Here is a 26,633-nt window from a genome sequence, read left to right as displayed (position 1 = left end):
TATGGAATCCCTAAAGGTTTACCTAAAAGAGATCCGCGGCATAGCCTTATTGACCGCGCAGGAAGAAATCCAGCTAAGCAATCGCATCCACGCTGGAGATGAACAGGCGCGCAAGAACATGATCCGCGCCAACCTGCGGTTAGTAATTAACATTGCCAAGAAATATATGTACTTAGGCATTCCCTTTATGGATTTAATTGAAGAGGGGAATTTGGGCCTGATGCGGGCGGTTGATAAATTCAATCCCCGCAAAGGGTACCGTTTCTCCACCTATGCCGCATGGTGGATAAGGCAGAATATTACCCGCTCCATCATTGAGCAGGGCAAACTGATCCGCATTCCGGTGTATATGAATGAACTGATCACTAAATGGAAAAAGGCCAAAGAACAGCTTGCTCACAAATTAAAACGCCAGCCCACAGACCAGGAAATAACCAAGAAACTTCGCCTGACCAAAGCAAAAGCTGAACAGATAAATTTCTGGCTTGCCACAACCACATCATCATTGGAAGCGCCCGTCGGAGAAGAAGGAGAAGGGCAAATTCATGATCTTTTGGAAGATACCGCGTCCGCCAGCCCCGACGCCGGCATAAGGAAACTTTTGGATAAAGAGCGTGTTTCAAATCTAATGGAAAATATGCCCGAACGGGAACGCACAGTTGTAGGGATGCGTTTTGGCCTCACTGACGGCAAAACCTACACCTTAGCAGAAGTTGCCAAGAAACTGAAAGTTTCCCGGGAAAGAGTAAGGCAAATTGAGGAAGACGCGCTTAAGAAAATCCGCAAATATATAATTCAACAGGAGAAAAAGGAGCTTCTCTAAATGAAAAAGTCTAAAATGGACCTTAAGAAATTTATCCGTGATATTCCTGACTTTCCTAAGCCTGGAATCTTATTCCGCGACATTACCACCCTTCTTAACGATAAAAAAACCTTCAGGCAGGCAGTCAACAGCTTGGCGGAAAAGATCAAAGGCAAGAAAATTGATAAAATAATCGCGGTGGAAGCGCGCGGATTTATGTTTGGAGCGGCCTTAGCCTATAAAATAGGAGCTGGCTTTGTGCCGGTCAGAAAAAAAGGGAAGCTGCCCTGGAAGACCGCTTCAGTAACCTATGACCTGGAATACGGCACCGATACCCTTTTTATGCACGAAGATGCTATCTTGCCTAAAGAGCGGGTCCTTATTGTGGACGACCTTCTTGCTACAGGAGGCACAGCCCAGGCAGTTACTAAATTAGTCACCAATGCCCAAGGCACAATTGTAGGCATATTATTTTTAGTAGAATTATTAGGCCTTAACGGCAAAGAAAAACTAAAAGGCTACCCTGTATTTTCAATAATAAAATATTAGGAATGAGCAGTGGGGATGAATAATCCACCCCCACCCCAGACCCACTACCCACAACCCAAAACTCACTCTTATGCTAAATTGCCCCTGTAGCTCATAAGGATAGAGCAACAGTTTCCTAAACTGTGTGCGGCAGGTTCGATTCCTGCCAGGGGCACTTATTAATTCAAAAGTTAAAGCGAAAAATTCAAAACTACAATTCAAAATTCAAAACTAAAGAAATTAAAAATTCCATGGTTAATCTACATTCGCACTCACTTTTAAGCGACGGATGCCTCTTGCCGTCGGAATTAGCCATCCGGCATCAAGCCAAAGGCTATAAACTCTTGGCCATTACCGACCATGTTGACACAAGCAATATTGATTTTGTGGTTGGCTCAATCCTTAAATTTAGCAATAAATGGCCTCATAGTGGAGGGATAACCGTACTTCCGGGCGTAGAATTAACCCATATCCCACCAAGCCAATTTAAACCTTTGGTAAAATACGCGCGCAAAGCCGGCATAAAGGTAATTATTGGACACGGAGAAACTCCCAATGAGCCAGTAGTGAAGGGCACTAACCGCGCGGCAATTGAAGCTGGGGTAGATATCTTAGCACATCCCGGCCTAATCACCGATGAGGATATTCTTTTGGCCATAAAAAGAGGGGTACTTCTTGAGATCACTTCCAGAAGAGGTCATAATCAAGCCAACCCCCATGTCGCAGAACGCGGCCTGGCCCTGGGCGCAAAGTTTGCGCTTAACATGGACTGCCATCATCCGGATGACATCTTGGCCCCAGAAGAACTAAATCAAATTGGATTGAATCTAAAAATCGTAGACGCTTTAGCTAACCCAATCCAGCATAAATAATTACAAAACAAATATGGGTAGTGTAGCACCTCGCGCTTATCTGAATTGCGCCGGTGTGCCCCTAGAGTCTAACACCCTGGCCTATCGGAAGGCCAGGTGTACCTTTTTCTAGGTAAATAACTCTTGACAACAAAGAGGTTATGTGATAAAAATGGATAAAATAGGCTATACCATTGGTAATGGTTTTAATCCCAGACGGGAAAGGGGGTGAAGAAAAAAGCAGCCTGAAGCCATACAAATACCAGTGATATACATATAGATGGAAATCTCTAGGTACATATTTTTTAAAAAAACCTAGTATAATAGAACACAACATTAAGTTTTGCATACTCGAATATTCTCATAAGGAGGATTTAAAAAAATGAATAAACGCTTAATAGTAATTCTGGCGCTGGTGTTTGCCGTAGGATTTTGCTTCGCGGCATACGCAGAAGTACAGAATGTTAAAGTTAGCGGCGACCTTGCAGTTACTGCAATGGCCCGTAATAACTTTAATTTAAATGAAAATGCAAAGGTTTCTGAATCTATGTTTCTTTCCCAGACCCGCGTAAAAGTGGATGCTGATCTAACTGATATGGTATCTGCTACCGTCAGGTTAATTAACGAAAGAAACTGGGACGCAGAAACAGCAAACACCACTGACATCAACCTTGACTTAGCTTCTGTTACCTTAAAGGAGTTTTTATATTCTCCTTTAACCGTCAAAGTCGGACGTCAGGAAATCGCATTTGGCAATAAACTGATTATCGGCGCATCAAACACATATACAAATGGATCCGGCAGCACATTATTGAATGGCGTGCCTTCAGACCTGTCTTTAAGGAAAGCCTTTGATGCTATCCGCGCAACTTTGAATTATGACCCATTGGTAATTGACGCAGTTTATTCCAAGATTGACGAAACTGTTTTAGGAACTAAAAATAACCAAGATACTAATCTTTATGGTATCAACGCTAGCTATGCCTTAGACAAAACCACCAATGTTCAAGGTTATATCTGGGACAGCAAGGCTCACACTTTTACTGCGAATAAACCTACCAACATCTACACCTTAGGCGGCCTTGTAAGTACTTCAAAAATTGAAAATTTACTTGCTTCTTTGGAATATGCCTATCAATTCGGAAATGCGAATGCTGCACAGCATAAAATAAGCGCATGGGCATTACAGGCTATGGCCAATTATGCAATGCCAAAGGTAAAAATGACACCCATGATCGGACTTGCTTATACTTACCTTTCGGGTGACAAGAATTCTGGCGACAACAAATACAAAACATGGACATATATGTATGAAGACCAGAATTCTACAAATATCGCTAACGCGATATTACCTCCTACGGATTGTCAGGTATTCTCGCTCAATGGCGCAATTAAGCCTATGGCTGATTTGAAATTATCAGCTGTTTATGCTTATTATCGTTTAGCGCAAAGAGTTGGTTCATTAACAAGCCAGAAGCTTGATACTAACGGAGATGTATATTTGAGCGCTGTTTCAATGAACATGGAAAGTAAAGATCTGGGTAATGGTTTAGACTTGACTGCAGCTTATGATTACACTGAAGATGTGCAGTTAGGGCTTACCTATGGTTTCTTCAAACCCGGCAAGGCATTTTCTGATGGTTATCGCGAAAACGCCAATCAATTGGTTGGTTCAATGAAAGTAACATTCTAATTACGGAAAATGTAATAAAAAACCCTCGGGGAAGCCACTCCTCGAGGGTTTTTTATTAACCTTAAGGATCCCCCTAATGTTATATCTGGCTTTTATCTTCCACATGCACCAGCCCTATTACAAGGACCTGTTGACACAGGAAACCAACATGCCCTGGGTGCGCTTGCATGGGGTAAAAGACTACGCGGACATGATCCTGATGCTGGAGAAATTCCCGCGCATCCACCAAACCTTTAATTTTGTCCCGTCTTTATTAGAGCAAATTGATGATTATACCAATAGAACCATTAAAGATAAATTCTTAGAACTTTCTTATAAGGCTGTGCCTGAACTAACAAGGGAAGAACGCGATTTTATCCGCGACAACTTCTTTATGATTAACCCGGAGAAGGTGATCTTCTGTTTCCCGCGCTATTACGAGCTTTTCTACAAGCGCAAGCAAGGGCATCAATTCAACGATCAAGAGACCCTAGACCTGCAGGTCTGGTTTAATCTGGCCTGGATTGACCCCTATTACCGGCAAAACCTGCCGCAATTAAGCAGGCTTGTGGCCAAGGCCCGCGATTTTACAGAAGAAGATAAGCACATCTGTCTGGACACTCAAACCCATATCTTAGAAGAGATCATCCCGGTCTGCCGCAAGTTTCAAGCAACCGGCCAAATTGAAATTACTGCCAATCCCTATTATCACCCCATACTGCCATTATTATACAATACCAATGTTGCCAAGGAAGCTAACATCAAAACTATTCTTCCTAAGCCGGCATTCGCCTATCCCCAAGACGCCCAAACCCAAATAGACAGCGCAGTAGCTTTATATAAAAATAAATTTGGCGCTTCTCCGGTTGGCATGTGGCCTTCGGAAGAAGCAGTCAGCGAACATATCTTGCCCTTTATCATGAACGCGGGCATAAAATGGATCGTTACCGACGAGTCTATGCTCTTTAGATCGTTGCGCGCCAAAAAAAGAGACACTAAATTGCTTTATCAGCCGCATCTAATTAAAAGAGAGGCAGGGGAGTTAGCAGTAGTATTTCGCGACCGAAACCTCTCGGACATGATCGGCTTTTCTTACCACCACTGGAACACCAAAGACGCGGTAGAGGATTTTATGAAGCACCTGGAAAATACCGCCGCCGCTTTTAAAAATACAGATATCCTGGTAACTATCGCCATGGACGGAGAAAACGCCTGGGAATATTATAAAAATGACGGCCATGATTTCTTGGAGCTTCTTTACACAAAGCTTTCTGAAAGCGATAATATACAAACCACAACCGTAAAAGAATACCTGAATAAATTCCCGGCTAAAAAACAGATCAAACGGCTTGCCGCAGGAAGCTGGATCTATTCGGAATTTGGCAAATGGATCGGAAACGCTGCCAAGGCGCGCGCCTGGGAATACCTGGCAATAGCCAGAAAAGAATTACAGGACATGCAAGATAGAGGCGAGAAAATTCCAGATTTGGCCTGGAAGCAAATGTACATTGCCGAAGGAAGCGACTGGTTTTGGTGGTACGGAGAGGGCCCGGAGGCCTTTGATGAGCTTTTTAGAAGGCATTTATCTAACTTCTATAAACTCATCGGGAAACAACCCCCCGATTACCTAAAAACACCTATTACCTGTTGACAGGCAGTGACTTTTGTGTTATAAATCCTTGAAATGGAAAAAAAGGATATTTACGAACACCTCGCCAAAATCTACCTTGACGCGTCGCTGAAGAAAAACAAGAAGAAAAAGAATTATTCGTTCTTAAAGAATATATTTTTCTTTAGCATAGCGATAATATTGATTGTGGGGGTGTTTTTCACTTTTGGAAGCCGCAAGGCCAAAAACAACACTCAAATTGCCTTGGTCCTTCAAGAGGGAAGCGCCAAAATAAATTTCCATTTTGACCCGGCGGAAAAAGAAACTTATACTATAAATCTTAACCGGCTTAATGTTACAAAATATAAAAGTATCGCTTTTGCCTTGAAGAAAAACGAATACACCGACACCGTGAACATGAAAGTAGAGATGTCTAATTCTTTCAAGGAGAATTCTTTGGTTTATTTAAAGGACATCCCGCGCAAATGGCAGGAATACAACGTCAACCTTTCGGAATTCAAAAATATAAGCGACTGGACAGAAATGAGCAAATTGAATTTTACCGTGGAAGCATGGAACACAAAATCTAAAACAGGCGTAGTCTTAGTGGATAACGTAAGGTTTATCAAATAAAAAGGGGGAGAGCTTTATGCGCATAATTGCGGTGGCGAATCAAAAAGGAGGATGCGGAAAGACAACTACGGCGATCAACTTGGCGGCAAACCTGGCAGTAAACGGCAAAAAAGTCCTTTTAATAGATCTTGATCCGCAGGCGCACGCGACTTTTGGGTTAAACATAGATACCCAATATAATATTTATAATGTCCTCTCCAAATTAACTAATAAAAAAGTACGCATTGACGATATCATAAGAAGCGTTTCCGCCAATTTTGACATTGCTCCGTCGGGAATTATCCTAAGCACACTGGAACAGGAATTAGCCGGCGAAATAAGCCGCGAATCGCGCCTTTGGGAAGTCCTGAATAATTTTAAATCCAACTATGATTATATGTTAATAGACTGCCCTCCGAATTTAGGTATTTTGACCATTAACGCGCTTCGCGCCAGCCATGAGGTGATTATACCGGTGGAGGCAAGCCGCTTTTCATTAGTAGGCTTAGGGCAGTTAATGGACATTGTAGAGCTTATCCGCGACCGTTTAGGGCATAAGATAACCCATAAAATACTGGTCACCAATTTTGATTCAAGGCTTAGGCATTCCTTTAGGATACTTGAAAAGATAAAAACCGACTTTAAGGGCGGGCTTTTTGACACCATTATCCATGTCAACGTCAAACTTAAGGAAGCCCAATCCCAGGGTATGCACGTGGTTGCCTTTGACAAATACTGCCGCGGCACAAAAGACTATTACAGCTTATCGCGCGAACTTTTATCAGGCGCGACAACTACTAAAGATTCCGCAAAAGAAACCAAGATGGAAAAAATCGCAACTCGCATGCAAAAAACCATTAAAGAAACGCTTCCCAAAATGGCTGAATTTGTATTTGAATTAAGCGCTCCGCAGGCAAAAGAGGTCTATGTGGTCGGGGATTTCAACAATTGGGAATTAAACGACACAAGCATTATGCAGCGCGAAAACGGTGTCTGGCAGAAAAAATTAAACCTTTCTCCGGGAAGATATAATTACCGCTTTGTCATTGACGGCACCTGGACAGACGACCCGGCTAATCCGGAAAAAGCAGAAAATCCTTTTGGCCAAACTAATTCATTGCTTCAGATTAAATAATGCCTCAAGACGAAATTCAGGAAGCTAAAATTCTGGCAATGGCAGGGTATTTACCGTTCTTGTGCATCCTGCCCTTGATCCTGAAAAAAGAAAATAAATTCGCTGTGTTCCACGGCAAACAAGGCCTGGTGCTTCTCATTCTCCTTGTTTCCGGGTTGATCATTAATATTATCCCGCTTTTAGGCTGGATAGTATCAAGGATAGTTGTATTCTTGTATTTGCTGTTCGTCTTTTGGGGCTGTACGCAGGCTTTGCTTGGAAAATACACCCGTATACCGGTAGTTGCCGAAATCGCAGATAAAATAATCCTTTAAAAGGAGGTTTCTTATGCCTCTTAAGAAAAAAAAGAAAACAACCCGCCTCAAGAAAAAACCGGCAAAGAAAATAGCCCAAAAAAAGCCGGCAAAAAAAGCAATCAAGAAAAAGTCTGCCGCCAAAAAGAAAATCGTAAAGAAAAAGCAAGAAGGCACTATCGTGGGGATTGTCACGCATTATTTCCCCAAAGTAAGCGCAGCCGTAATAAAGGTAAAACTGCCGTTATCAACCGGAGATTCAGTGCGCTTTAAAGGGCACACAACCGACTTTACCCAAAACATAAATTCCATGCAGATGGACCATGCGCCTATATCAACCGCTAAAAAGAATCAGGAAATAGGCCTAGAGGTCATCTCGCGGGTAAGGCAGCACGATCTAGTGTATAAAAATAAATAATATGACCCTTGCCATAAGCATTATCGCCGATGACGGGATCGCCTTAGCCGCTGACAGCCGGGTTACAAGCGGCGACCCGCGCGGCCCCACAACCGTAAACGACACGGTAAAAAAAGTCTTTGAGCTGGGCGATTACTGCGGCCTCACCCTTGCCGGTGACGGCGGATTAGGGGCAAGCATTATTGACCTTATATATTATCAACTGCACAAAAACCCCGGCTACCGCAATTTAAGCATAGATGAAATGCTTTCTGTCTGCCGGGAAAGCGCGATACATAAATACAACGAGTGGTTCGGCAAGATGACTTTTGATGAACGGCCAACGCTGCATTTTATCATAAGCGGCTACCGCAAGGATATAAACGGCGCGAATATTATTAACTGCCCGGAAATATTCACTCTTTACAGCGAACGCAATTTCGCGCCGCACCGCTGGACGCTTCTTGGATTTATGTCCATAGGAATTACGCCTTTTGCAACCTATCTATTAAATACCTTATACACCAAGGAAATTACCTTAAAACATGCCTTAGAACTAGCTACTTACGCCATACTTGAAACTGCTTCACAGGACGGAAAGGTAGGAAAAGATATTCAACTGGCTTCCTGCTCGTTAAACCAGAAATTCAAGCTCTACAGCCAAGACGAAACCTACGAATACATCTATCAAGCGCAAAGGCACAAGGATAAATTGAAAAAAGCGTTTTATAGCCCGGAGTAATCAATCGTCAGCTATCAGCTATCAGCCTTCAGCTATCAGCAAAAACAAAAAAAGGGGGGAGAAATGAGATTGACCGAAGTAGAAAAAAAGGCAAAGCAACTGGGATTAAAAGACACCTGGAAACATTCTAAAAAAGATTTGATCAAACAAATACAGGCCAAAGAGGGTTTTTCATCCTGTTTCGGCACAGCCAACCATTCATGCGCTCAGATGAGCTGCTGCTGGAGAGAGGACTGCATCAAATAAGATGAAATACAAATGCCAGATCTGCAACCGTGAAATAGACGATTACGTAAGCATTGCCCATATCAAAGCTGAAGAATATATTTTAGAACTTATTAAGAAGGATCACCCCAAGTGGAAAGTAGATAAAGGGGCTTGCCAGGAATGCATTGATTATTACCGCAAATTGGTCAAAGACGCGGAAATCTAATAAACCATTTATTACCAATAATTTACAGCAATAAAATACCAGAGTCAGTCGCGCGTTTGGGCATCAATAATGAGTAAGTACTCATTATAACCGGCAGGTTAAACTTAGGTAAAAATAGGTAACACTTTAGTTAAGAAATTTCCTTAAAACTTATTTAATATTATTATGGAACCCCGCGGACGCCCTAAAAAATACCGAATAGTAAGATTAGACCCCAAGATCAACCAATTCAGCCCCAGGGGCAGGCCCGGAAGGCCGGATGAAGCAGATTTAAGCATGGATGAGTTTGAGGCCATTAGATTATCAGACTTTATAGGAGAAGGCCAGAAACAAGCTGCCAGGTCTATGCATATATCCCAGCAGACCTTTAGCCGGATACTTAAGAAAGCGCGCAAAAGAATAGCAGATTGTTTAGTAAACGGAAAGACAATCAAGATCCAAGGCGGAGTCTACGTATTAAGCTCAAAGTAAGGAAAACCCGCCCAAAACCCCAAAAAACCAAGGATTAAAACCCACTCAAACAGCGTCGGCCAGGCCTATTTGCCCTATACCTGTACTTCCTATAATATATCTTATGTTAACTACATAATACACGTAATACTGCCTCTAAGACCTTATACTTAAAGCAGTTACAAAAGATATGTTTTTAGGGGATTTTCTATGATTTCAGACTTACTGGGAGTTACTTGGATTAGTTAAACTTAACAGGGATTGCCAGACTAACACAGGTCTATGCCATTAGGACCTACTTTTGGCTTTCTGGCTTGGGTTGGCCATCATAAAGGTCAAAATACTCGCAGTATTTCTGGTCAGCCCTTTGTAAGGCAAATTCAGGCTTCATAATCGGTTTATCATAAGGCGGGATAACAAAAGTTACCGCGTCAAAGGCGCCTGTGACAATCCTGCAAACTGCCAAAACGCAGCCCTGCATAGCCCCTAAAGTCACGCCCAAAACCGGGTTTTTTTCGCTGCCGACTTTAAAGCATTCCGCGGGAATTTCTACCCAAGAAGTGCTTATATTAATAAGCCCGCGGTACATTTTATTAAACGGGGTCTTGTACACATTTCCGGCATCCGGATCAATAGCTTTTTTGGAGTATTCAACCTTAGTTTGCACTTCGGGGTATTCTTTCTGGAATTCATAAGCCATAACTGCTAAAGGAAAAGTTAAAATTGCCGCAAAAATTAAAACGGGCTTTATTTTCATTGTATCCCCTCCTCTTTCTTAAAATGCACTATAACACAAGCGGGTTATTTTGTCAACTTAGAGCCCTTGCGATGCAGGCTAAAAATAATAAATATAATTACATATCCTATAAAAGCGAAAATTAAGGAAATAACAATATAGCCTAAAATCAAAGGCATAATTTTACTAATTATAATGGAATCCAATAAATATCTAAAGTGAAAATCTTTGAGCAAAACTTTTACTTCTCCGTATAGGCTATGCCAATCAAGGCCGAAAATCCAAGATCCTATCTTTAAGGATAAAATAAAAGTAATAAATGTTACCCAAGTATTGGAAATAAGACTGCCCAAAATAGCGCTTATGCGGTTGATTCTTAGAAACGAGGCAATAAACCAAGCTGCCAAAGGCCCCACTGCTGGCATAACCCCGATAAAAATACCTAAAGCAAATCCCAGGGCCACCCTGTGCGGATTATCGCGTATTCTCCGGGATTTTAAATACACAAACTTAAGAAGCCTTAAGGCGCTTAATCTGTTAAGCTTCATATTTTTCTTCCACATGCGCTCCGGCTAAACTTTCTAAGCCATTATCATCCTGTGTCCAGCCATTACCAAGCCCGGCATTGTGCATCATTTCTCGCGCTGCGGTATATTCTTCTAATGTAATTCTTCGCGCGATACCGGGATCCCGCAAAGCCTTGTGATACGGATAATACTGGCTCATTAAACTAATATAAGTATCCGGTCCTATTTCTTTGGCAATAAAACGCATGATTTTTTCTGTGCCGGATAATCCTTGCGGCAAAACCAAATGCCGGATAATAAGCCCGCGGCTTATAAATCCCTTTTTATCAAATTTAGCAATGCCTACCTGCTCATGCATGATTTTTACTGCTTTCTGATTATACAAAGGATAATCTGCGGCATCAGAATATTTAACCGACGCATCTTTATCCGCGTAGCGCATGTCAGGCAGATACACATCAATAATCCCATCTAATAGTTTAATGATCTGCGGCAATTCATAGCCATTGGTATTGTAAACTAACGGTATCTTTAGGCCTTCGGGAATAGCAATCAGTAAACCTTGTAAAATCTGGGGCAGAACATGGGTGGGCGTGACAAAATTTATATTGTGGCAACCCAGTTTCTGCAAGCCCAGCATTATATTAGCCAATTGCCGGAAAGTTATTTCATTTCCTCTATCTAACTGACTGAACTGATAATTCTGGCAGTAGGCACAAGACATATTACAACTTGAAAAAAATATCACCCCTGAACCTTTTACCCCGGAAACAGGCGGCTCTTCGCCATGGTGAGACAAATAACTATACATCTTAGGCAGGATGCCTGTGCGGCAATACCCCCTCTCCCCTTCCAGGCGGTTTACCTGGCAGCGGCGCGGGCAAATTGCGCAGGATTTAAGGCTATTTAGCAGATTATCAGCTATCTTTTTTAAGCTGCCGCTGCTATAGGCTTCTATATAATTACTCTTCTTTAATCTCATTTTCTATGCCTTTTATTCTTGCGTCTGTGGGAGGATGCGACCTTAAGAATTCGGGGTAATTATTTTTTCCGTTAGCCTTAGCTTCTTTCTCAAGTTTCGCAAACATAGTCACCATCCCATAGGGGCTATATCCGGCCCTGCGGGAGTATTTTACCGATAACTTATCCGCGGCAAGCTCGTCTTTGCGGCTATAACCTAAGCTTGATATACTAAAAACCGCGTCCATCGCCTGCATCATATAATCTTTGGCATCAAAGCCAGCAGCAATGCCAACTATTACCTGATAGCCTAAAGCCGCCTGCATTTTTTTGGCGGGGTGTCTTGCTGCCAAATGTCCAAGCTCATGGGCAATAACACAAGCCAACTCATCATCATTGGCGGCATCCATCAAACCGCTATTCACATAAATATATCCGCCGGGAATGGTAAAAGCGTTGAGCTGTTTATCATCAATAACGCGGAAACGGTAAGTTATGTCTTTTCTATCAGAAACGCCAGCTACAGCGTTGCCGATTTTCTCAAGGCGGCTGACCATTAGGGGATTATTGGACAGCTTCATCTCTTTCTTGATTTGCTTATCCATATTTTCCCCAAAGGATACTTCAAGGGGGGTGTCAATAAACATGGCCTCGTTTTTCCCTGTGGCAGGGTTATAAACGGTGACACAGCCGCCCAATAAAACAGAAAGCAGTAATAAGCTACAGATCTTTGATCTTAAGCACATACAATTTTCTCATTTCAAGAAATAGATCAATATACTTTTGGGTGCGGTAATCAGGATATGTCCAGGGCAAATGCTGATAGGTTTTCCCTTTGAACAATAAAGTTACTTCAGCAAAAATTCCCTTATTAAGATAAACCCGATGGGCAAAATCCTTGGTAGTAGCCAAAACCACCTTAGCCAAATCAAGCATGCCGGGGTCAATATTGACCTTTCTTTTGCCTAAAGATGAAAACTTGTCCTCTAATCTATTGGAGAATATTTTGATTTTATAAAGCTTGGCGGGATCGATTAAGTCCTGACAGCTTACAAACCTTCTTTTTAAGTTAAGCCCGAATTCCGGCTGATAGTAATCAGTGTAATCAAAGCCAAACTCTACGCTTTGATAGTCAAATCTGCCAAAATCTCGGTTAATGATTTTTATTGCCTGGGAGTAAAAAGACGCGTCTTGATAGATGAAACCGAAAAATAATTTTGCAGGATAAGGTTTCTTTATTTGCCCCATCAAGCTTTCTTTGAAGAAACTACGGGAGGATTTATGAACTGCCCCACATAACGCGAAAGTGACTTTTTCTGGGCCTGGTTGATACGGTTAAAAAATATGGCGATGTTAAAACCCCCCTTGGCATCGTCCTGGGAACGCACGATTACCCCGTTACATTCCAATTTGGAAGATTTAACTCCCTTTTTGGTGGCGATAGGAAGATTAAGCTTTACCGATATGCGCGTAAAAGGCGGAACGTACTTGCCGATATTGCAATAAGCGCCAAGGCAACTGACATTCTCAGTAGTAGTGGCAAAATCATAGCCGTTTGCCGCTATCTTAAGGGGCAAAGCATGCTCAATACGCGGATGAAGCCGGCGTTCTTGCGCTTTACTAGGCATTATTCTTTCTCTTCCTTCTTGGAGGTTACGGCCTTTTTCCAGCATTTCTTAGTGCAATAATACATCCCGTTACGGTAATAACGGCGTATCTTCTTTATCGGCTTATTGCATGCCGGGCAATTAGTCTGCTTTTCCTGTTTCTTTACTTCATCTGCCATGATTGTTTTTCCTTTCGTGTCTTAAATTTTAGAATTTACCGCCTTGCATATCCACGTAATCGCTTAGATAGCGTTTCTGGGAGGGATCAACTTCTACAAATTGCACTCCGTAGCGGAAACGATCTGAAAACGGGACGTTATTAACCCAGCAAACCCTGCCGATAGGGCTTATCATGCGGGATAAAACATTAATCTGAAACATAAGAAGCGTATCAAGACTGATGAATTTATCGTTGGTAAAAGACAGTCCTGCGCAGCTTAGATCATCAGTAACCGCGCTATCGAAGCTCTGATTACCCCTTATCTGATAGCGTACTGCCTGATGCGCCTTGATACGGTTCAAACACCTCTTGTTGCTTGGATTAAGGTATTTTTCCAGCATATATTTGCCCCTAATATAACATAGAAGATATTTCCTGTCAAGCGGTGAGTCTTCACTTTACAATAATATTTTTTTTGTTATAATATGTTTTATGAGCGGCAGCCAAAACAAAAAAGTAAGCCCATACCTTATTTATATCTCAGCGGCCATCATCACGGTGATTCTGGCTAATTTCGTGTTTAATTTCTTTTCCAATTACGTGCGCAAACAAAAAAACGATCCTGCCCCAATAACAAAACCTGTCTGCCGGAAAACTACAATAAAAACTCCTGCTCCAAAAAAACCTCTGCCCGCGCAAACTGAAAACACCCCAAAACCGCCTGCGGCGCAACAAACACCAGCGCCTGCGCCTATTCCAACACCCGCTGCAGCCCCGGAACCGATAATACCCCCCACTTTTATTTTATCCGGCATATTTATCGCCGATAATGACGCCTATGCAATCATAGATAATAAAGTAGTGCGCAAATTAGATAAAGTGCATGAGGCGACAGTGCAGAAGATTTCTCTTGAAGGGGTAGAATTAGATTACAAAGGCGTGCTGGTCAAAATACGTAAACCTAAATAGAAGCTAACACTTGCTTTACCAAATCCAGAGGGATCTCTTCCTTTACCAAAGGCCTGCCAATCCCCTGAATAAGCACAAAGCGGTTTTTCTTTCCGGAAAATTTCTTGTCTTTATAATAGGCATTGATTATTTTATCTAAGGAAATTCCTTTAATCCTGCGGGGAAGGCCGATATTCTTGATCAGTTTCTCTGCTCTTAAAACAACTTTACCGTCCAGAAATCCCAATCTCTGGCTTATCCGGCAGGCGCAAATCATGCCCAATGCCACTGCCTGCCCGTGGCTGTAAGAAAAATCCGAAGCTGCCTCTATCGCATGCCCAATGGTATGGCCGAAATTAAGTATAATCCGGATGCCTTTTTTGTCAGCTTCGTCTTTTTCTACTATTTTAGATTTTATGCGGCTTGTGACAAAAACCACATGCTCCAAACAAGCGGGGTCTTTATTGATGAGGCGCTTGTAATTTTTCTCCAAATAGGAAAAAAGCATGGAATCGGAAATTAAAGCATATTTAACGATTTCCGCCATCGCGTTTACCATCTGCTTCTTATGCAAAGATTTTAAGAACAAGGGGTCACTTAAAACTAGCCTGGGCTGATAAATCGCCCCGGCTAAATTCTTTGCCCTTGAGACATCTATGCCGGTTTTCCCCCCGATAGAAGAGTCAACTTGCGCCAATAAAGTCGTGGGAACCTGCAGATAAGCGATCCCGCGTTTGTAAACCGAAGCAACAAACCCCGCCAGATCCCCGATAACCCCTCCACCCAAAGCAACAACAAACACTTTCCTGTTTTTATCATAACACGCTAAGTCTTCAAGCAGGCCCTGGAAATAAGAAAACGATTTGCTTCTCTCCCCCTCTGGGATAAGCTTAAAATAAGTATCTATCTTTTTTGCTTTAAGAGTTTTTACTAACAGCGGAGCAAATTTACGTTTAATAACAGGATTGGTCACTATGTAGGCGCTATCACCCAGCTTAAGGCTTTTAACCTTCTGCCCCAATAAACCAACCGCGCCTTTTCCGACAATAATAGAATAAGACCTCTTCCCCAAATTTACTTTTATGGATTTCATATTGATACTCCGCCTAACATAAAATTAAGGATTAATCTTACCAACGGCCAGACAAAATAGTCTGTAATATTAAATAAAATAAGCACTATAAGCAGGATAAATCCATAACGCTCTAAAGAAGAGTATATTATGGCAAGCCTTTGAGGAAGCAACGATATCAATATTCCCGAACCATCCAGAGGCGGTATCGGCAATAGATTAAACACCCCTAAGATAACGTTGATATTAATTAGAGATACCAAGAAATAATTGGACGCCCCGGGAAGATGCAAAAAGCGCACTAAGAGGCTTAGAAGAAAGGCGAATGTTATATTCGACAGCGGCCCAGCCAAAGAAACAAAACCGATGTCCCTCTTGGGGTGCCCTAAAGCCATGGTATTAACCGGCACCGGCTTGGCATAGCCAAAAACAAACCTTCCGCCGGTTGTGAAATACAGAAGAATGGGTAAGATTATTGTGCCAAAGGGATCAATATGAGCTAAAGGATTAAGGCTTAGCCGGCCGGAATATTTAGCGGTATTGTCTCCCAATTTATAGGCAACAAACCCATGGGAAAATTCATGCACAGTTATGGCGATAATAAGAAACCCAAAAGACAGAATCAGATCGCCGATGCTGGTCATCTCTTATTTCTTCTCGGCTGCCTTAGTTGCTGCCGGCTTACCAGCGGCCTTAGCTGCTGGCGCGGCTGCTGCTGCGGTGGCGGCCCCGGGAGCTGCTGCTGCGACTTCAGTTCCGGCGGCAGGCGCGGCTGCGGCTTTTTCTTTTTTGATCTTTAGGGCCACGGTCTTAATCTTGGGAAGGCCGAAGATATCATCGCCCTGTTTCCATGTACCATGATCTATCATGTGCTTAAGCCGTTCAGTGCGCTTTAACACAGACCTTTGTTTTTTGCCTTTATCAGACATGCGTAAAGACGGATGTATAGCCATTTTTATAACCTCCTTATGAAACTGTCATTGTAAACTTTTATTAATTTTGAAAGCACTGCCCGTGCCTTTTCTTCACTCTTGAAATTGCCCACGCATAAAACAAACTTACCCGAAGACGACCAAAGGCTTGCCGGATATCCTTTGCGGGAAAGAAAATCCGCCTCTTTCTTGGCAAAGGTTTTATCCTTGAAAGAAGCTACTTGTATAATGTAAACGCCTGAGGATGCCTGATCAGTTGATGATCTTGCGGCAAGGCTTGCCTGAGTGATGCCTTCTTCAAGCGGTATTCTTTTTTTGCCCTGCTCAATGCCAAAAGAAAAACAAACCACCCCTGTGACTATCAAAGAAATAATAAACACAATGGCCTTTTCATATCCGGCAGCAAAACTTAAGAAACGCATCGCCATTGTGCCGGAATTATCCTGCGGGGGAGAACTTTGAGAAAATAATTCTAATTGCTGGTTGCTTTCTTTCATAGCAAAAGGGCTTTATTATATAACTATTTGGGGATAGATTTCAAGTAATTTTTTGTGTTTATTTTCTTTATGGTCTTAAGGAAGGCATCTACTACTTTAGGATCAAACTGTTGGCCGCTTTTTTTCTTAATCTCCTTGATTGCCGACTGGGTATCCATTCTTTCGCGATAAGGCCTTCCGTAAACCATAGCCTCAAAGGCATCAGCCACCGCCATAATCCTTGCCCCTTGGGGGATCTGCTTCTTCTTAAGCCTTGAGGGATACCCCGTACCGTCGTATCTTTCATGGTGGTGCATAATCATCGGTATTACCGGGCGCAAAATCTGCAGATGCTTTAAGATCTGCGCTCCCTTCATGGGATGGTTCTTGATGATCTTATATTCTTCGGGGGTAAGCTTTGAAGTCTTAGTCAAGATCTCGGGAGGAATATCCACTTTGCCTGTATCATGAAGAAGGCTGGCGTATTTTAAGCTCTGGATCTGCCTTTCATCAAGGTGCATCTGATGGCCTATGGCAGTAACAAGGCGGCTAAAATACGGTGAATGCGTGTATTCCTGCGGCACGCGGATATCCAAAAGCTCCACAAGCGATTTAATGCTTCCAAAGACTATCTTTTGCTGTTCTTCATAAAGCTGAAAGTTCCTTATGCCGATAATCGCCTGTTCCGCCAGGGTAGTAAGAAGCTCATAATCAAATTTATCAAATCCGCCTACCTGCTTATTTCTTCTGATCACGATTAAACCGATAATATCCTCACAGACTAAAGGCATCCCGATGGCGCTATCAGACCTTACCGAAGAAAGGGTCTTAATGATCCTCTTCTCCATCCTGCCGACAATGCGCAGCTTTTTATTATATTTTATCCTCCTGCCATGAGACACTTCGCTTTTAAAGGTTGAATACTTCTTGGAGGGATCCAAAAGTATGATCTGGCAGTAATCAGCGCTGAAAATCTGGCAAAGAAGTTTAGTCAGCCGGCAGATAAGCTCGGTAAGCTCAAAAGTAGAATTAAAAAGCCTGTACACGCTGTGTATCGCGGATACTAAGGTTTTATACCTTTTCGTAGGGGTCAAATAATTTTTTGTATTCATCTAAAGCGTACCTGTCCGTCATCCCGGCGATATAATCGCATATGACTCTTTTTTCCCCTTGGGCTTTTATTTTTGCCTGCAGAGCAGACGGCAATGCCTGGGGATATGCTAAATAAAAATTAAATAATTCCCTAATAAATCTTTTGGCCTTAATGCTCATGCGCGCCACGCGGTAATGCTTATACAACTTAAGCATTAATAGCGCGCGAAGCGGCTTTCTCAAAGAAAGCATCTGAGGGCTCAAAGACACAACTTTTTCTTTTAGCTTTTTTGCCTCCATGGAAGACTTGATCTTCAAATCAGCAAGGCGTTTTTGAGTATAATTGATCAGGTCTGTTACTTCCATGTCAATCAAAGAACGCACCAGCAGGTGTTTACGCAAATCTGATTTTATATTGGGATGCTCTTTGCTGATTTTACTGCAAAGGTTATCCCAGATAGCCACACCCTCAAGGTCACTATCTTTTAAAAGCCCCGAAGTGATACCGTCATCAATATCATGGTTATCATAGGCAATCTCATCGGCGATATCCACTACCTGAGCTTCCAAAGTCGGTGATTCATTAATAGCCAAATCCTTAATCGCGCCGGCCTTATCAAAACAAGAAGAATGCTTGGCAATGCCCTCTCTAACCTCCCAGCTTAAATTAAGCCCCGGGAAATCCGGGTATCTTTCTTCCAAGAAATCGACTACCCTTAGGCCATGGATGTTGTGATTAAACCCTCCCTCTCTTCGCATCAGCTCATCGAGTATTTCCTCTCCGGCATGCCCAAAAGGCGTGTGCCCCAGATCATGGGCCAAAGCAATTGCCTCGGTTAAATCCATGTTCAAACGCAAAGAATACGCTATGGTGCGGGCAATCTGAGCTACCTCTATAGTATGAGTCAGCCGCGTGCGGTAATAATCGCCTTCAATATTGACAAAGACCTGTGTTTTATATTCCAGCCTTCGAAAGGCAGCCGAATGCACGATCCTGTCCCGGTCGCGCTGATAACTAGACCGATACAGATGCTCTTTCTCTTTATGCATCCTGCCACGAGTATTATAACTTTTCATCGCGTAACAGGCAAGAAGATTATCTTCGCAGTCTTTAAATTTTTTTTGCGTAAGCATGTTTAAGCTTTCTGTGTAATTCCCGCAGGGATTGGGAAATAACTTTTGTCTGTCCGGTCACAGGCATAAAATTTGTGTCGCCCGGCCAACGAGGCACAATATGAATATGCAAATGCCCCACAACGCCGGCTCCGGCAACGCGGGAAATGTTTATCCCTATATTATAACCATGCGGCTTTAATATTTTATCCAATAGCGACTTGGCCTTATTCAAAGAGGAAAACAGGTCCAATATTTCTTTCTGCGTTAAACTGGCCATATCTTTGGTATGGCGCAATGGAGAAACCATCAAATGCCCGTTGTTATAAGGAAATATATTAAGCATGCACAAACTGCTTTTTGTTTTAAATACCACATAATCTTTGGTATTTCTTTTGGAGGCTTTACAAAAAATACAACCTTTATGCTTGCCTGCGCAAGACACATATTTACCTCTCCATGGTGCCCAAAGCCTATCCATATTTAAACCTTTATTATACGCGCCGATATGTTTTTATCATCTAATTCTATGATACCATAAGAATTATACGGAGAAAAGATCTGATCAGTGGCGCTTCCGGGATTAAAATAAATCGTCTTTCCTATCTTTTCGTTAAACGGAATATGCGAATGGCCAAAAACCACCACATCCACTTCGCCCGGCTTAAATTGGCTTGAAATATATTTTATCATCTGATTCGGATGCCCCGCGCCATGCAATAAGCCGATAGAATATTTACCGGCCTTAATAACCTCTTTGGCCTTAAGCTGTTCTTGAAGCTTAGCGGAATCCATATTCCCGGCGACCGCGTAAACCTGTTTACAAACAGACCTTAACTGCACCAAGACCTGCTCTTCAACAATATCCCCGGCGTGAATGACCATATCCGCATTTTTGAAATCTTCCATGATTTTAGCGGGAATCTCTTTTGCCCTGTCCGGTATATGCGTATCCGCGATTACTCCTATTTTAATCATATTTTCTCCGAATATAAAGGCACGATCCTGGGCTTATAGAATAAATCAAAGATCTGATTAAGACTGTTTAGATCCCAGGTAATGATCTTCTCCTCCATTGCCCTAAGCCGAGCATTAGTATCAACCTCGTTAAGGCTTACAATTACTTTTTTCTGCGCCTTATGATGGTATCTGCGGCATTCCTTGGCAAATTCAGCGACAAATTCTTCGCTGACCTGGTCTTGTTTTAAAGCCATGATCCATAAGGCGTCGCTTGAGCGGCCTAAAAGCCCATGTTTTAAGTTTCTATTGTTAAATTCAAGCGGCTTGATCTCCCTAAAGGCTGCCAAGCGCAGGCGCTTGCTTGATACCTGTATAATATCATCGCCAAAAAGCTTAAGTATTTCCTGCATCCTCTCGGAAAGCGGGCGGTTATTAATAAGCGTAAACTCATCAAGCATCCCTTCGACATAAGCGCGAAATAAGTTTTTCTGGTTTCTGGCGTCAAAGGTAAAGGAATTCAGTTTCTCCTGATAAACAAATTTCAGCCAAAACCCGAAAACACGGTCATTGATCCTTACAAAATCGCCGTTCTTAGACACCGCGTCCATTTCCATTAAGGTATTCACGCGTGCATTAATTACATTGGCCGGCTTATGCATAAGATGCGCGATATCTTTAACGCGGTTATGTCCGTTGCAGATATGGTACATTATGGTAACAAAATCCTGGCTTGCCGAAGAATCGGTGAACCTCTTTAAATAATTAGAAAACCTCTGGTTAAGCATCCCGGAGGATTCAAATAAAAGTTCCTCTAAAGCGTCTACCACGTTTAAATCCGCGCGCGCGTTTAGGGCCTCGGAGATTACATCCAGATAAAAAGGATACCCTCCGGTAAAATGCACCAAAAAGCTAAGCGCTCCCGAAGAAGCCTGCGGTAAATACTTCTTAAGATAAAAGGCGCTTAAGCGGGTATCAAACGGCTCGATTTCCAAGACTTCAAAATTCCCGAAAAGCAAAGACAAGTCTTTAGCCAATATCTGTTTTGCCCTGAACTTGAAGGAACTGGTGATAATAAACATTGTGCTCTTCTGGGACATCAACGCCTTGGACCACTGAGGATATATTTTATTAACCCCCAGCGATTCAAGGTTATGAAACTCATCAAAAATAACCAAACAGTACTTGCCTGTTTCTTTATGCAGATGCTCGCATAAAGCAATCAATTCGCCGAAAAGATTAATCTTTTTCCTTTTCTGGATAGAGAGGAGAAGTTCGCGGATTTTAACTGTTGTGGCGGGGGCGTACCCGGAAGACTTATTAATCAAGAAATCCAAGTCTTCCTTAAGATTAAGATTCCCGCAGGAAAGAAAATTATATAAAAGCGCTCCGATAAATCTCCGGGCGAAGACGGAAAAGCTCTCGGGCCTTACCTGCATATAAACAGGTATTATATTATTGTCATAATAGCTGGAGAGAAGCCTGCATATAAGCGAAGTCTTGCCTAAAAGCTCATCGCCGATAATTGCCATGTTATGGCGATACCCATTCTTAAGGTCACTTACCCTTTTATGCAAATTAAGCAGGTAACTTTCACGTCCAAAGAATTTAGCGTCTAACATATATTTTATTGTAAATAAACAAACGGGTCTTCGGCGGTGTAACCTTTTCTTATCTGAAAATGCAACAGCTTGCCGCTTTTAGCGATCAAGTCCCCCGCTTTAACTTCGTCGCCATTCTTAATTAAGATCTCTGAATTGCCGGAATAGACTGTTAAGAAATCTTCCGGATGCTCAATAATAATGGTCTTGCCATAACCCCTGAAGTCATTATCTAAATAAACTACCCTGCCTGAGCGCGAAGAAACTACATTCTGCCCTGCCGCAGATGCGCGGATATTTAATCCCCTGTCCTGTGAAACAACCTGGCCCTTAAGCGGCCAGATAAAGCCTCCTATAATAATATCTGCCTTGCGCGTTTCAGGCTGGTCCTGCTGCTGCGGCAGGCTGGCACATCCTGCCGCAAAATAAATAATCACAAAAAACAAAAACGCGCGCTTAAGCTTAAAAGCGAGCGATGGGAATCGAACCCACATATCCAGCTTGGGAAGCTGGTGTTCTACCACTGAACTACGCTCGCATGCGATCAAGCTTCTATGCATTCTTCAGTTAATTTTATAGAACAATATTTCCCGCACATAGTGCAAACTTTCTCGTCGGCAGGGCGCGATGACATTCTGTATTCTTTTGCTTTAACAGGGTCAATGGATAACTCTATCTGCTTATTCCAATCACGGGCTCTTCGGGCCAGGGACATCTTTTTATCCCACTCCCAGGCTGATTTTACCCCTTTTACCAAGTCTGCGGCATGAGCGGCAATACGCGAAGCGATTACCCCCTCTTTTACATCATTGATATCCGGATGGCGCAGGTGTTCCGACGGGGTCACATAACAGAGGAAATCCGCCCCGTAACTTGCCGCCAGCGCCCCTCCGATACTGGCGCTTATATGGTCGTATCCGGCAGCAACATCAGTGACCAAAGGGCCCAAGACATAAAACGGCGCGCCCTTACAAATCTTTTTCTCTAAAAGAATATTCTTCTTCACCTGATTTAAAGGCACATGCCCCGGCCCCTCAATCATCACCTGCACGTTTTTCTTGTTTGCCCTTGCGGCAAGCTCTCCTAGAATTTTTAATTCCGCGATTTGGGCTTTGTCCGTAGCGTCAAATATCGAACCCGGCCTTAAGGCATCCCCTAAGCTTAAACAAACATCATGCTCATAGGCTATATCCAGAATCTTATCAAAATGCTCATAAAAGGGGTTTTCTTTCTTATGGGTTTTAATCCATGCCGCTAAAATCGCCCCTCCACGAGAAACGACTCCCATGATCCTTTTTGATCTGTTTAAGGCTTCCACGCTTTTTATGGTAACTCCCGCGTGTATCGTAAAGAAATCCACCCCTTGTTTTGCCTGAAGCTGCAAGACCTCAAGGATGTCCTCAATATCAAAACCAAGTGGCTTATTTTTTCTGCTGGCGGAATTTACCGCGATTTCATAAATCGGCACGGTGCCCACGGGAACAGGAGAAGAATCAATTATTTTTTTTCGTATAAGCGCAATATCTGCCCCCACGCTTAAATCCATAACCGCGTCTGCCCCTGCGCTGCAGGCCGCGTCAAGCTTTTTTAATTCTTCTTCTATGTCAGGATGATCTGTAGAGGTGCCGATATTGGCATTGACCTTAGTCCTAAGGCCCATCCCAACCGCAAACGGACGGGCAACCCTATGGTTTTTATTAAGCGGAATTACGGCTTTGGATTTTTTAATCAGGCAGGATAAAACTTCTGCGGGTATGGATTCACTCTTGGCTATTTCTTCCACTAATGCAGTGATGATATTTTTCTTGGCAGCTTCTAATTGAGTCATCTTAGTTTTTCCTTTAGAACGGCTACTGCTTTTGCCATATCTTTGGCTTCAAGAACGTCTCTGCAGACCGCCACTTTTCTTACTCCGCAGGAAACCACCCTTGATATATTATCCCTGGTTACCCCGCCTATAGCAAAAAATGGCAGCTTTATTTTCCTTGAAATATCGGTTATTGTTTTAAGGCTTGTCGTTTGCGCGTCGGATTTGGTGGGCGTGGCAAACACCGCGCCAACGCCTAAATAATCCGCGCCAGCTTCTTGGGCAAGAATCGCTTCTTTTAAATTAGAACAGGAAACACCGATTATTTTATCTTGCCCCAAAATACTTCTTGCCAAACGCGCGTGCGTATCGCTTTGTCCGACGTGAAGCCCGTCAACATCCAGCAAATGCGCTATTTCAAGATGATCATTAATAATAAAAATAACGCCTTTTTCTTCAAAGATCTTTTTTAATTCTGATGCTAAACTATAAATCTCATCCGGGGTTTTATCTTTGGCCCTGAACTGGACCATGCAGGCTGCCCCCCCGGCAAGCCTGCGGGATGCCATAAACAAATCCTTATTTTTCAGCACCCCTGTGTCTAATATCACGCAGACTAAGGATTTTTTTAACCGTTCTTTTCTCCAACTCGTAGGCGCCATAACGGATACGCTTAAATTGCAATGAAACCGGGCCGCTTTTTAATTTAGAAAACTCTTCTAATACCCGCAACGACTCTTTGACCCTTTGCATATTGGCAAAAAATATATCCTGCCAATTCTTGCGCGCAAATTCCGAAGGCTGCTTGCATTTTAGGCCCACGTCTTTCAGGCTGTCCCGCGACTCTAAGAAAGCGCAGCTTAAAAGCTCTTTTAAAAGGATATCTGTCTTGTGGCGCATCCTTTTAAAACCGGCGCTTAAAAGACGGTCATTCAGGATAAACCGGGACACTTCTTCACACACCCGCCAGCCCTCTTTTAAACGGTTAGCGTTAGCGTCCAGTATCCGGTTAATGCAATCAGCTTTTGCTTTTCTCAAGGATCTTTTGAATAATGTTTGTTGTTGAGCGGCCAGCCGCCAGATTAACAGTAACAACCCTGCCGCCTGACTCTTTCACTTCGCAGCTGCCGGCGATATATTTATTTTCCCAATCCGCTCCCTTGACAAGCACATCAGGCTTAAGAGAACGAATTAATTTAATAGGCGTATCTTCTTGAAATAAAACCACATAATCCACGCAAGCCAAAGCTGCTAATACGCGCGCGCGGTCTTTTTCACCGACGATGGGCCGGTTTTCACCTTTTAGCTTACGGACAGAAAGGTCGCTGTTCAAGCCAACCACTAAAATATCCCCGTAGCTTCTAGCCTTTTGAAGGTACATCACATGCCCGTAATGCAATATGTCAAAACAGCCATTGGTAAATACTATCCTCTTGCCTTTTCTCTTTAGAAAAAGGATTTTCTTTTTTAGCCCAGAGAGAGTTTTTATCTTCAGGCCTGACAAAGTTCCTGCTCTATCAGTTCGCATATGATATGGCCCACGGTAATGTGCGCTTCCTGCACGCGCGCGGTAATGCTGGACGGGACCACAAAGGATACATCAGCAATACGGCAGATCTCTCCTCCGTCGCCTCCGCTCCAGGCAATGGTTTTTAAGCCCATTTTCTTGGCCTGTTTTAAACCCAACGCCACATTCTTGGCTTTGCCGCTTGTGGATATGCCCAAGGCAATATCGTTTTTCTGGCCTAAGGCCTCAACCTGCTTGGCGAAAACAACATCATATCCGTAATCATTAGCCAAAGAAGTTATAATAGAGGTATTAGTGGTAAGCGCGATCCCGGCTAAAGCCCCTCTATCTTTTTTAAACCTGCCTACTAGCTCCGCGGCAATATGCTGACAATCCCCAGCAGAACCCCCGTTGCCAAAAAGAATAACCTTGCCACCTTTCCTTAGGGCTTCAATCATAATCTCAGCCATGGCCTTGATCTCACTTATCTGATTACGCAAAATAGTTTCTTTTACATGAATACTTTCCAATAACACGTCCTGTATTCTATCTCTCATCTTAATCTTCTTTCTTTTGCGTTTTCTTATCCAAAGAATACTTTAGCGATATCGTAAAGTTCCATATCCACAGTCTTTAAGGCCTTTACCGCGTCCTCAAGCGCGACATCGATTATTTTAATCCCGGACAAAGCTACCATCCTGCCAAATTTCTTTTCCTGAATAAGCTGTACTGCTTTTACTCCAAAACGGGTGCCTAAAACACGGTCAAACGCTGTGGGGCTGCCGCCGCGCTGGATATGCCCGAACACGCTTACCCGGGTTTCGAAGCCGGTCCTCTTTTCGATCTCGCCGGCTAAGATCTCGCCTATCCCGCCTAAACGCACATGGCCAAAAGAATCCAGTTTCTGCTCCTGCAAAACCATATCTGACTGCTTAAAATGCGCGCCTTCAGCTACAACCACAATACTAAAAGTCTTGCCCCGGGCGTGGCGTTTTTTAATAATCTGGCAAACCTGCTCCATATCAATAGGGATTTCAGGGATAAGGATCACATCCGCTCCTCCGGCAATACCCGACTCAAGGGCGATCCACCCTGCGTGCCTGCCCATTACCTCGGCGACAATAATACGATGATGGCTTTCCGCGGTTGAGTGTAAACGATCAATGCATTCCGTAGCGATATTGATCGCGGTATCAAAACCAAAGGTATAGTCTGTGGCAGACAAATCATTATCTATTGTCTTAGGAACGCCCACGATGTTTAAGCCTTCCTTAAAAAGCTTTGAAGCCACCCCTAATGTATCTTCTCCGCCAATAGCGACCAAAGCGTCTAATTGCAGTTTCTTGAAATTATCTTTTACCTTCTGCACGTCCTCGGGTTTTTTATAAGGGTTGGTACGGCTTGTCCCTAAGATTGTCCCGCCCTTGGGCAGGATCCCGGAAACCGCATCTAAATTTAACGGCATGATATCAGCCTCAATTATGCCTTTCCACCCGTTTTTGATTCCGACAATTTCATAGCCCTCTAATAAAGCCTTTCTGACTACCGCCCTTATTACCGGATTTAAACCCGGACAATCTCCTCCTCCGGTAAGAATACCTATCCTGTGCATTT

Annotated in this window: 37 protein-coding genes, 2 tRNA genes and 1 pseudogene; 14 read left to right on the top strand and 26 right to left on the bottom strand. The window is 43.0% G+C overall.

The window, feature by feature from the left end:
- Position 1: 1 nt before the first annotated feature.
- The 14 genes from MUF05_02250 (at position 2) to MUF05_02185 (ending at position 9,545) form a co-directional block, all read left to right on the top strand.
- A complete protein-coding gene (locus MUF05_02250) occupies positions 2-823 on the top strand; it encodes a sigma-70 family RNA polymerase sigma factor (GenBank protein ID MCU0665901.1) in 822 nt (273 codons plus the stop codon).
- A gap of 15 nt (positions 824-838) precedes the next feature.
- Positions 839-1,351 (top strand): adenine phosphoribosyltransferase, encoded by a 513-nt coding sequence (locus MUF05_02245; GenBank protein MCU0665900.1) that lies wholly within the window; start codon positions 839-841, stop codon positions 1,349-1,351.
- Positions 1,352-1,431: 80 nt separating this feature from the next.
- Positions 1,432-1,505: transfer RNA gene (locus tag MUF05_02240), tRNA-Arg, on the top strand.
- A 76-nt stretch (positions 1,506-1,581) separates the two neighbouring features.
- Positions 1,582-2,202 (top strand): histidinol phosphate phosphatase domain-containing protein, encoded by a 621-nt coding sequence (locus tag MUF05_02235; GenBank protein MCU0665899.1) that lies wholly within the window; start codon positions 1,582-1,584, stop codon positions 2,200-2,202.
- Between the two features lie 361 nt (positions 2,203-2,563).
- Positions 2,564-3,874, top strand: a complete 1,311-nt coding sequence (locus MUF05_02230; protein MCU0665898.1) for an alginate export family protein — start codon at positions 2,564-2,566, stop codon at positions 3,872-3,874.
- A 76-nt stretch (positions 3,875-3,950) separates the two neighbouring features.
- Positions 3,951-5,504 (top strand): glycoside hydrolase family 57 protein, encoded by a 1,554-nt coding sequence (locus MUF05_02225; GenBank protein MCU0665897.1) that lies wholly within the window; start codon positions 3,951-3,953, stop codon positions 5,502-5,504.
- A 33-nt stretch (positions 5,505-5,537) separates the two neighbouring features.
- Positions 5,538-6,095: a hypothetical protein gene (locus MUF05_02220; GenBank protein MCU0665896.1), complete on the top strand. Its 558-nt coding sequence runs from the start codon at positions 5,538-5,540 to the stop codon at positions 6,093-6,095.
- Positions 6,096-6,111: 16 nt separating this feature from the next.
- Positions 6,112-7,209, top strand: a complete 1,098-nt coding sequence (locus tag MUF05_02215) for an AAA family ATPase (protein MCU0665895.1) — start codon at positions 6,112-6,114, stop codon at positions 7,207-7,209.
- Positions 7,209-7,523, top strand: a complete 315-nt coding sequence (locus tag MUF05_02210) for a hypothetical protein (GenBank protein ID MCU0665894.1) — start codon at positions 7,209-7,211, stop codon at positions 7,521-7,523. The genes MUF05_02215 and MUF05_02210 overlap by 1 nt, the downstream gene beginning before the upstream one ends.
- A 13-nt stretch (positions 7,524-7,536) precedes the next feature.
- Positions 7,537-7,920 (top strand): hypothetical protein, encoded by a 384-nt coding sequence (locus MUF05_02205; GenBank protein MCU0665893.1) that lies wholly within the window; start codon positions 7,537-7,539, stop codon positions 7,918-7,920.
- Position 7,921: 1 nt separating this feature from the next.
- On the top strand, positions 7,922-8,641 hold the full coding sequence (locus MUF05_02200) for a hypothetical protein (protein MCU0665892.1): 720 nt from the start codon (positions 7,922-7,924) through the stop codon (positions 8,639-8,641).
- A gap of 63 nt (positions 8,642-8,704) precedes the next feature.
- Complete coding sequence (locus MUF05_02195) at positions 8,705-8,887, top strand: SAP domain-containing protein (protein ID MCU0665891.1); 183 nt, start codon at positions 8,705-8,707, stop codon at positions 8,885-8,887.
- Between the two features lies 1 nt (position 8,888).
- The gene (locus MUF05_02190; GenBank protein MCU0665890.1) at positions 8,889-9,074 is read left to right on the top strand and encodes a hypothetical protein; all 186 of its coding nucleotides are present in this window, start codon (positions 8,889-8,891) and stop codon (positions 9,072-9,074) included.
- A 165-nt stretch (positions 9,075-9,239) separates the two neighbouring features.
- Positions 9,240-9,545: a DUF134 domain-containing protein gene (locus MUF05_02185; protein ID MCU0665889.1), complete on the top strand. Its 306-nt coding sequence runs from the start codon at positions 9,240-9,242 to the stop codon at positions 9,543-9,545.
- A 274-nt stretch (positions 9,546-9,819) separates the two neighbouring features.
- On the opposite strand, the gene MUF05_02180 is transcribed toward MUF05_02185, so the two are convergent.
- The 26 genes and pseudogenes from MUF05_02180 to MUF05_02055 form a co-directional block, all read right to left on the bottom strand.
- Positions 9,820-10,281: an exosortase system-associated protein, TIGR04073 family gene (locus MUF05_02180; GenBank protein ID MCU0665888.1), complete on the bottom strand. Its 462-nt coding sequence runs from the start codon at positions 10,279-10,281 to the stop codon at positions 9,820-9,822.
- 44 nt (positions 10,282-10,325) lie between these two features.
- A complete protein-coding gene (locus MUF05_02175; protein MCU0665887.1) occupies positions 10,326-10,808 on the bottom strand; it encodes a DUF2062 domain-containing protein in 483 nt (160 codons plus the stop codon).
- Positions 10,798-11,769: a 4Fe-4S cluster-binding domain-containing protein gene (locus tag MUF05_02170; GenBank protein ID MCU0665886.1), complete on the bottom strand. Its 972-nt coding sequence runs from the start codon at positions 11,767-11,769 to the stop codon at positions 10,798-10,800. Before MUF05_02170 ends, MUF05_02175 begins: the two co-directional genes overlap by 11 nt.
- The gene (locus MUF05_02165) at positions 11,750-12,493 is read right to left on the bottom strand and encodes a M48 family metallopeptidase (GenBank protein MCU0665885.1); all 744 of its coding nucleotides are present in this window, start codon (positions 12,491-12,493) and stop codon (positions 11,750-11,752) included. Before MUF05_02165 ends, MUF05_02170 begins: the two co-directional genes overlap by 20 nt.
- A complete protein-coding gene (locus MUF05_02160; protein ID MCU0665884.1) occupies positions 12,468-12,995 on the bottom strand; it encodes a DUF4416 family protein in 528 nt (175 codons plus the stop codon). Before MUF05_02160 ends, MUF05_02165 begins: the two co-directional genes overlap by 26 nt.
- On the bottom strand, positions 12,995-13,375 hold the full coding sequence (locus tag MUF05_02155) for a PilZ domain-containing protein (GenBank protein MCU0665883.1): 381 nt from the start codon (positions 13,373-13,375) through the stop codon (positions 12,995-12,997). The genes MUF05_02160 and MUF05_02155 overlap by 1 nt, the downstream gene beginning before the upstream one ends.
- Complete coding sequence (locus MUF05_02150; GenBank protein ID MCU0665882.1) at positions 13,375-13,533, bottom strand: hypothetical protein; 159 nt, start codon at positions 13,531-13,533, stop codon at positions 13,375-13,377. The genes MUF05_02155 and MUF05_02150 overlap by 1 nt, the downstream gene beginning before the upstream one ends.
- A gap of 28 nt (positions 13,534-13,561) precedes the next feature.
- Complete coding sequence (locus tag MUF05_02145) at positions 13,562-13,915, bottom strand: PilZ domain-containing protein (protein ID MCU0665881.1); 354 nt, start codon at positions 13,913-13,915, stop codon at positions 13,562-13,564.
- 195 nt (positions 13,916-14,110) lie between these two features.
- Positions 14,111-14,329 carry a hypothetical protein gene (locus tag MUF05_02140; GenBank protein MCU0665880.1) on the bottom strand — a complete coding sequence of 73 codons (219 nt, stop codon included), beginning with the start codon at positions 14,327-14,329 and terminating at the stop codon, positions 14,111-14,113.
- A 146-nt stretch (positions 14,330-14,475) separates the two neighbouring features.
- Positions 14,476-15,555 (bottom strand): 3-dehydroquinate synthase, encoded by a 1,080-nt coding sequence (gene aroB, locus MUF05_02135; protein ID MCU0665879.1) that lies wholly within the window; start codon positions 15,553-15,555, stop codon positions 14,476-14,478.
- A complete protein-coding gene (locus MUF05_02130) occupies positions 15,552-16,178 on the bottom strand; it encodes a site-2 protease family protein (GenBank protein MCU0665878.1) in 627 nt (208 codons plus the stop codon). The genes aroB and MUF05_02130 overlap by 4 nt, the downstream gene beginning before the upstream one ends.
- Positions 16,179-16,181: 3 nt before the next feature.
- A complete protein-coding gene (locus MUF05_02125; protein ID MCU0665877.1) occupies positions 16,182-16,487 on the bottom strand; it encodes a small basic protein in 306 nt (101 codons plus the stop codon).
- Between the two features lie 2 nt (positions 16,488-16,489).
- Positions 16,490-16,963: an SPOR domain-containing protein gene (locus tag MUF05_02120; GenBank protein MCU0665876.1), complete on the bottom strand. Its 474-nt coding sequence runs from the start codon at positions 16,961-16,963 to the stop codon at positions 16,490-16,492.
- Positions 16,964-16,986: 23 nt separating this feature from the next.
- The gene (locus MUF05_02115; GenBank protein MCU0665875.1) at positions 16,987-18,054 is read right to left on the bottom strand and encodes an HD domain-containing protein; all 1,068 of its coding nucleotides are present in this window, start codon (positions 18,052-18,054) and stop codon (positions 16,987-16,989) included.
- A complete protein-coding gene (locus tag MUF05_02110) occupies positions 18,014-19,168 on the bottom strand; it encodes a deoxyguanosinetriphosphate triphosphohydrolase (protein MCU0665874.1) in 1,155 nt (384 codons plus the stop codon). The genes MUF05_02115 and MUF05_02110 overlap by 41 nt, the downstream gene beginning before the upstream one ends.
- Complete coding sequence (locus tag MUF05_02105; GenBank protein MCU0665873.1) at positions 19,146-19,628, bottom strand: HIT domain-containing protein; 483 nt, start codon at positions 19,626-19,628, stop codon at positions 19,146-19,148. The genes MUF05_02110 and MUF05_02105 overlap by 23 nt, the downstream gene beginning before the upstream one ends.
- Positions 19,629-19,630: 2 nt before the next feature.
- On the bottom strand, positions 19,631-20,125 hold the full coding sequence (locus MUF05_02100; GenBank protein ID MCU0665872.1) for a metallophosphoesterase: 495 nt from the start codon (positions 20,123-20,125) through the stop codon (positions 19,631-19,633).
- On the bottom strand, positions 20,122-21,726 hold the full coding sequence (locus MUF05_02095) for a hypothetical protein (protein MCU0665871.1): 1,605 nt from the start codon (positions 21,724-21,726) through the stop codon (positions 20,122-20,124). The genes MUF05_02100 and MUF05_02095 overlap by 4 nt, the downstream gene beginning before the upstream one ends.
- Positions 21,727-21,731: 5 nt before the next feature.
- Complete coding sequence (locus MUF05_02090) at positions 21,732-22,142, bottom strand: M23 family metallopeptidase (GenBank protein MCU0665870.1); 411 nt, start codon at positions 22,140-22,142, stop codon at positions 21,732-21,734.
- A gap of 30 nt (positions 22,143-22,172) precedes the next feature.
- Positions 22,173-22,243, bottom strand: a tRNA-Gly gene (locus MUF05_02085).
- Between the two features lie 6 nt (positions 22,244-22,249).
- Entirely contained in the window at positions 22,250-23,533 is a 1,284-nt protein-coding gene (thiC, locus tag MUF05_02080; protein MCU0665869.1) for a phosphomethylpyrimidine synthase ThiC, read from the bottom strand.
- Positions 23,530-24,081, bottom strand: a complete 552-nt coding sequence (gene thiE, locus MUF05_02075; GenBank protein ID MCU0665868.1) for a thiamine phosphate synthase — start codon at positions 24,079-24,081, stop codon at positions 23,530-23,532. The genes thiC and thiE overlap by 4 nt, the downstream gene beginning before the upstream one ends.
- 10 nt (positions 24,082-24,091) lie before the next feature.
- Positions 24,092-24,550 carry a thiamine-phosphate pyrophosphorylase gene (locus MUF05_02070; protein ID MCU0665867.1) on the bottom strand — a complete coding sequence of 153 codons (459 nt, stop codon included), beginning with the start codon at positions 24,548-24,550 and terminating at the stop codon, positions 24,092-24,094.
- Positions 24,531-24,953: pseudogene (gene rfaE2, locus MUF05_02065) on the bottom strand (D-glycero-beta-D-manno-heptose 1-phosphate adenylyltransferase). Before rfaE2 ends, MUF05_02070 begins: the two are co-directional and overlap by 20 nt.
- 50 nt (positions 24,954-25,003) lie before the next feature.
- Complete coding sequence (locus MUF05_02060) at positions 25,004-25,576, bottom strand: D-sedoheptulose 7-phosphate isomerase (GenBank protein ID MCU0665866.1); 573 nt, start codon at positions 25,574-25,576, stop codon at positions 25,004-25,006.
- A 26-nt stretch (positions 25,577-25,602) separates the two neighbouring features.
- Positions 25,603-26,631 (bottom strand): 6-phosphofructokinase, encoded by a 1,029-nt coding sequence (locus MUF05_02055; GenBank protein MCU0665865.1) that lies wholly within the window; start codon positions 26,629-26,631, stop codon positions 25,603-25,605.
- Between the last annotated feature and the right edge of the window lie 2 nt (positions 26,632-26,633).

This window comes from Candidatus Omnitrophota bacterium (assembly GCA_025453395.1).
Lineage (GTDB): Bacteria > Omnitrophota > Gorgyraeia > Gygaellales > Profunditerraquicolaceae > JAlOQK01.
The sequence above is the reverse complement of the archived record's forward strand: the minus strand, read 5'-3'. Positions and strand labels throughout refer to the sequence as shown.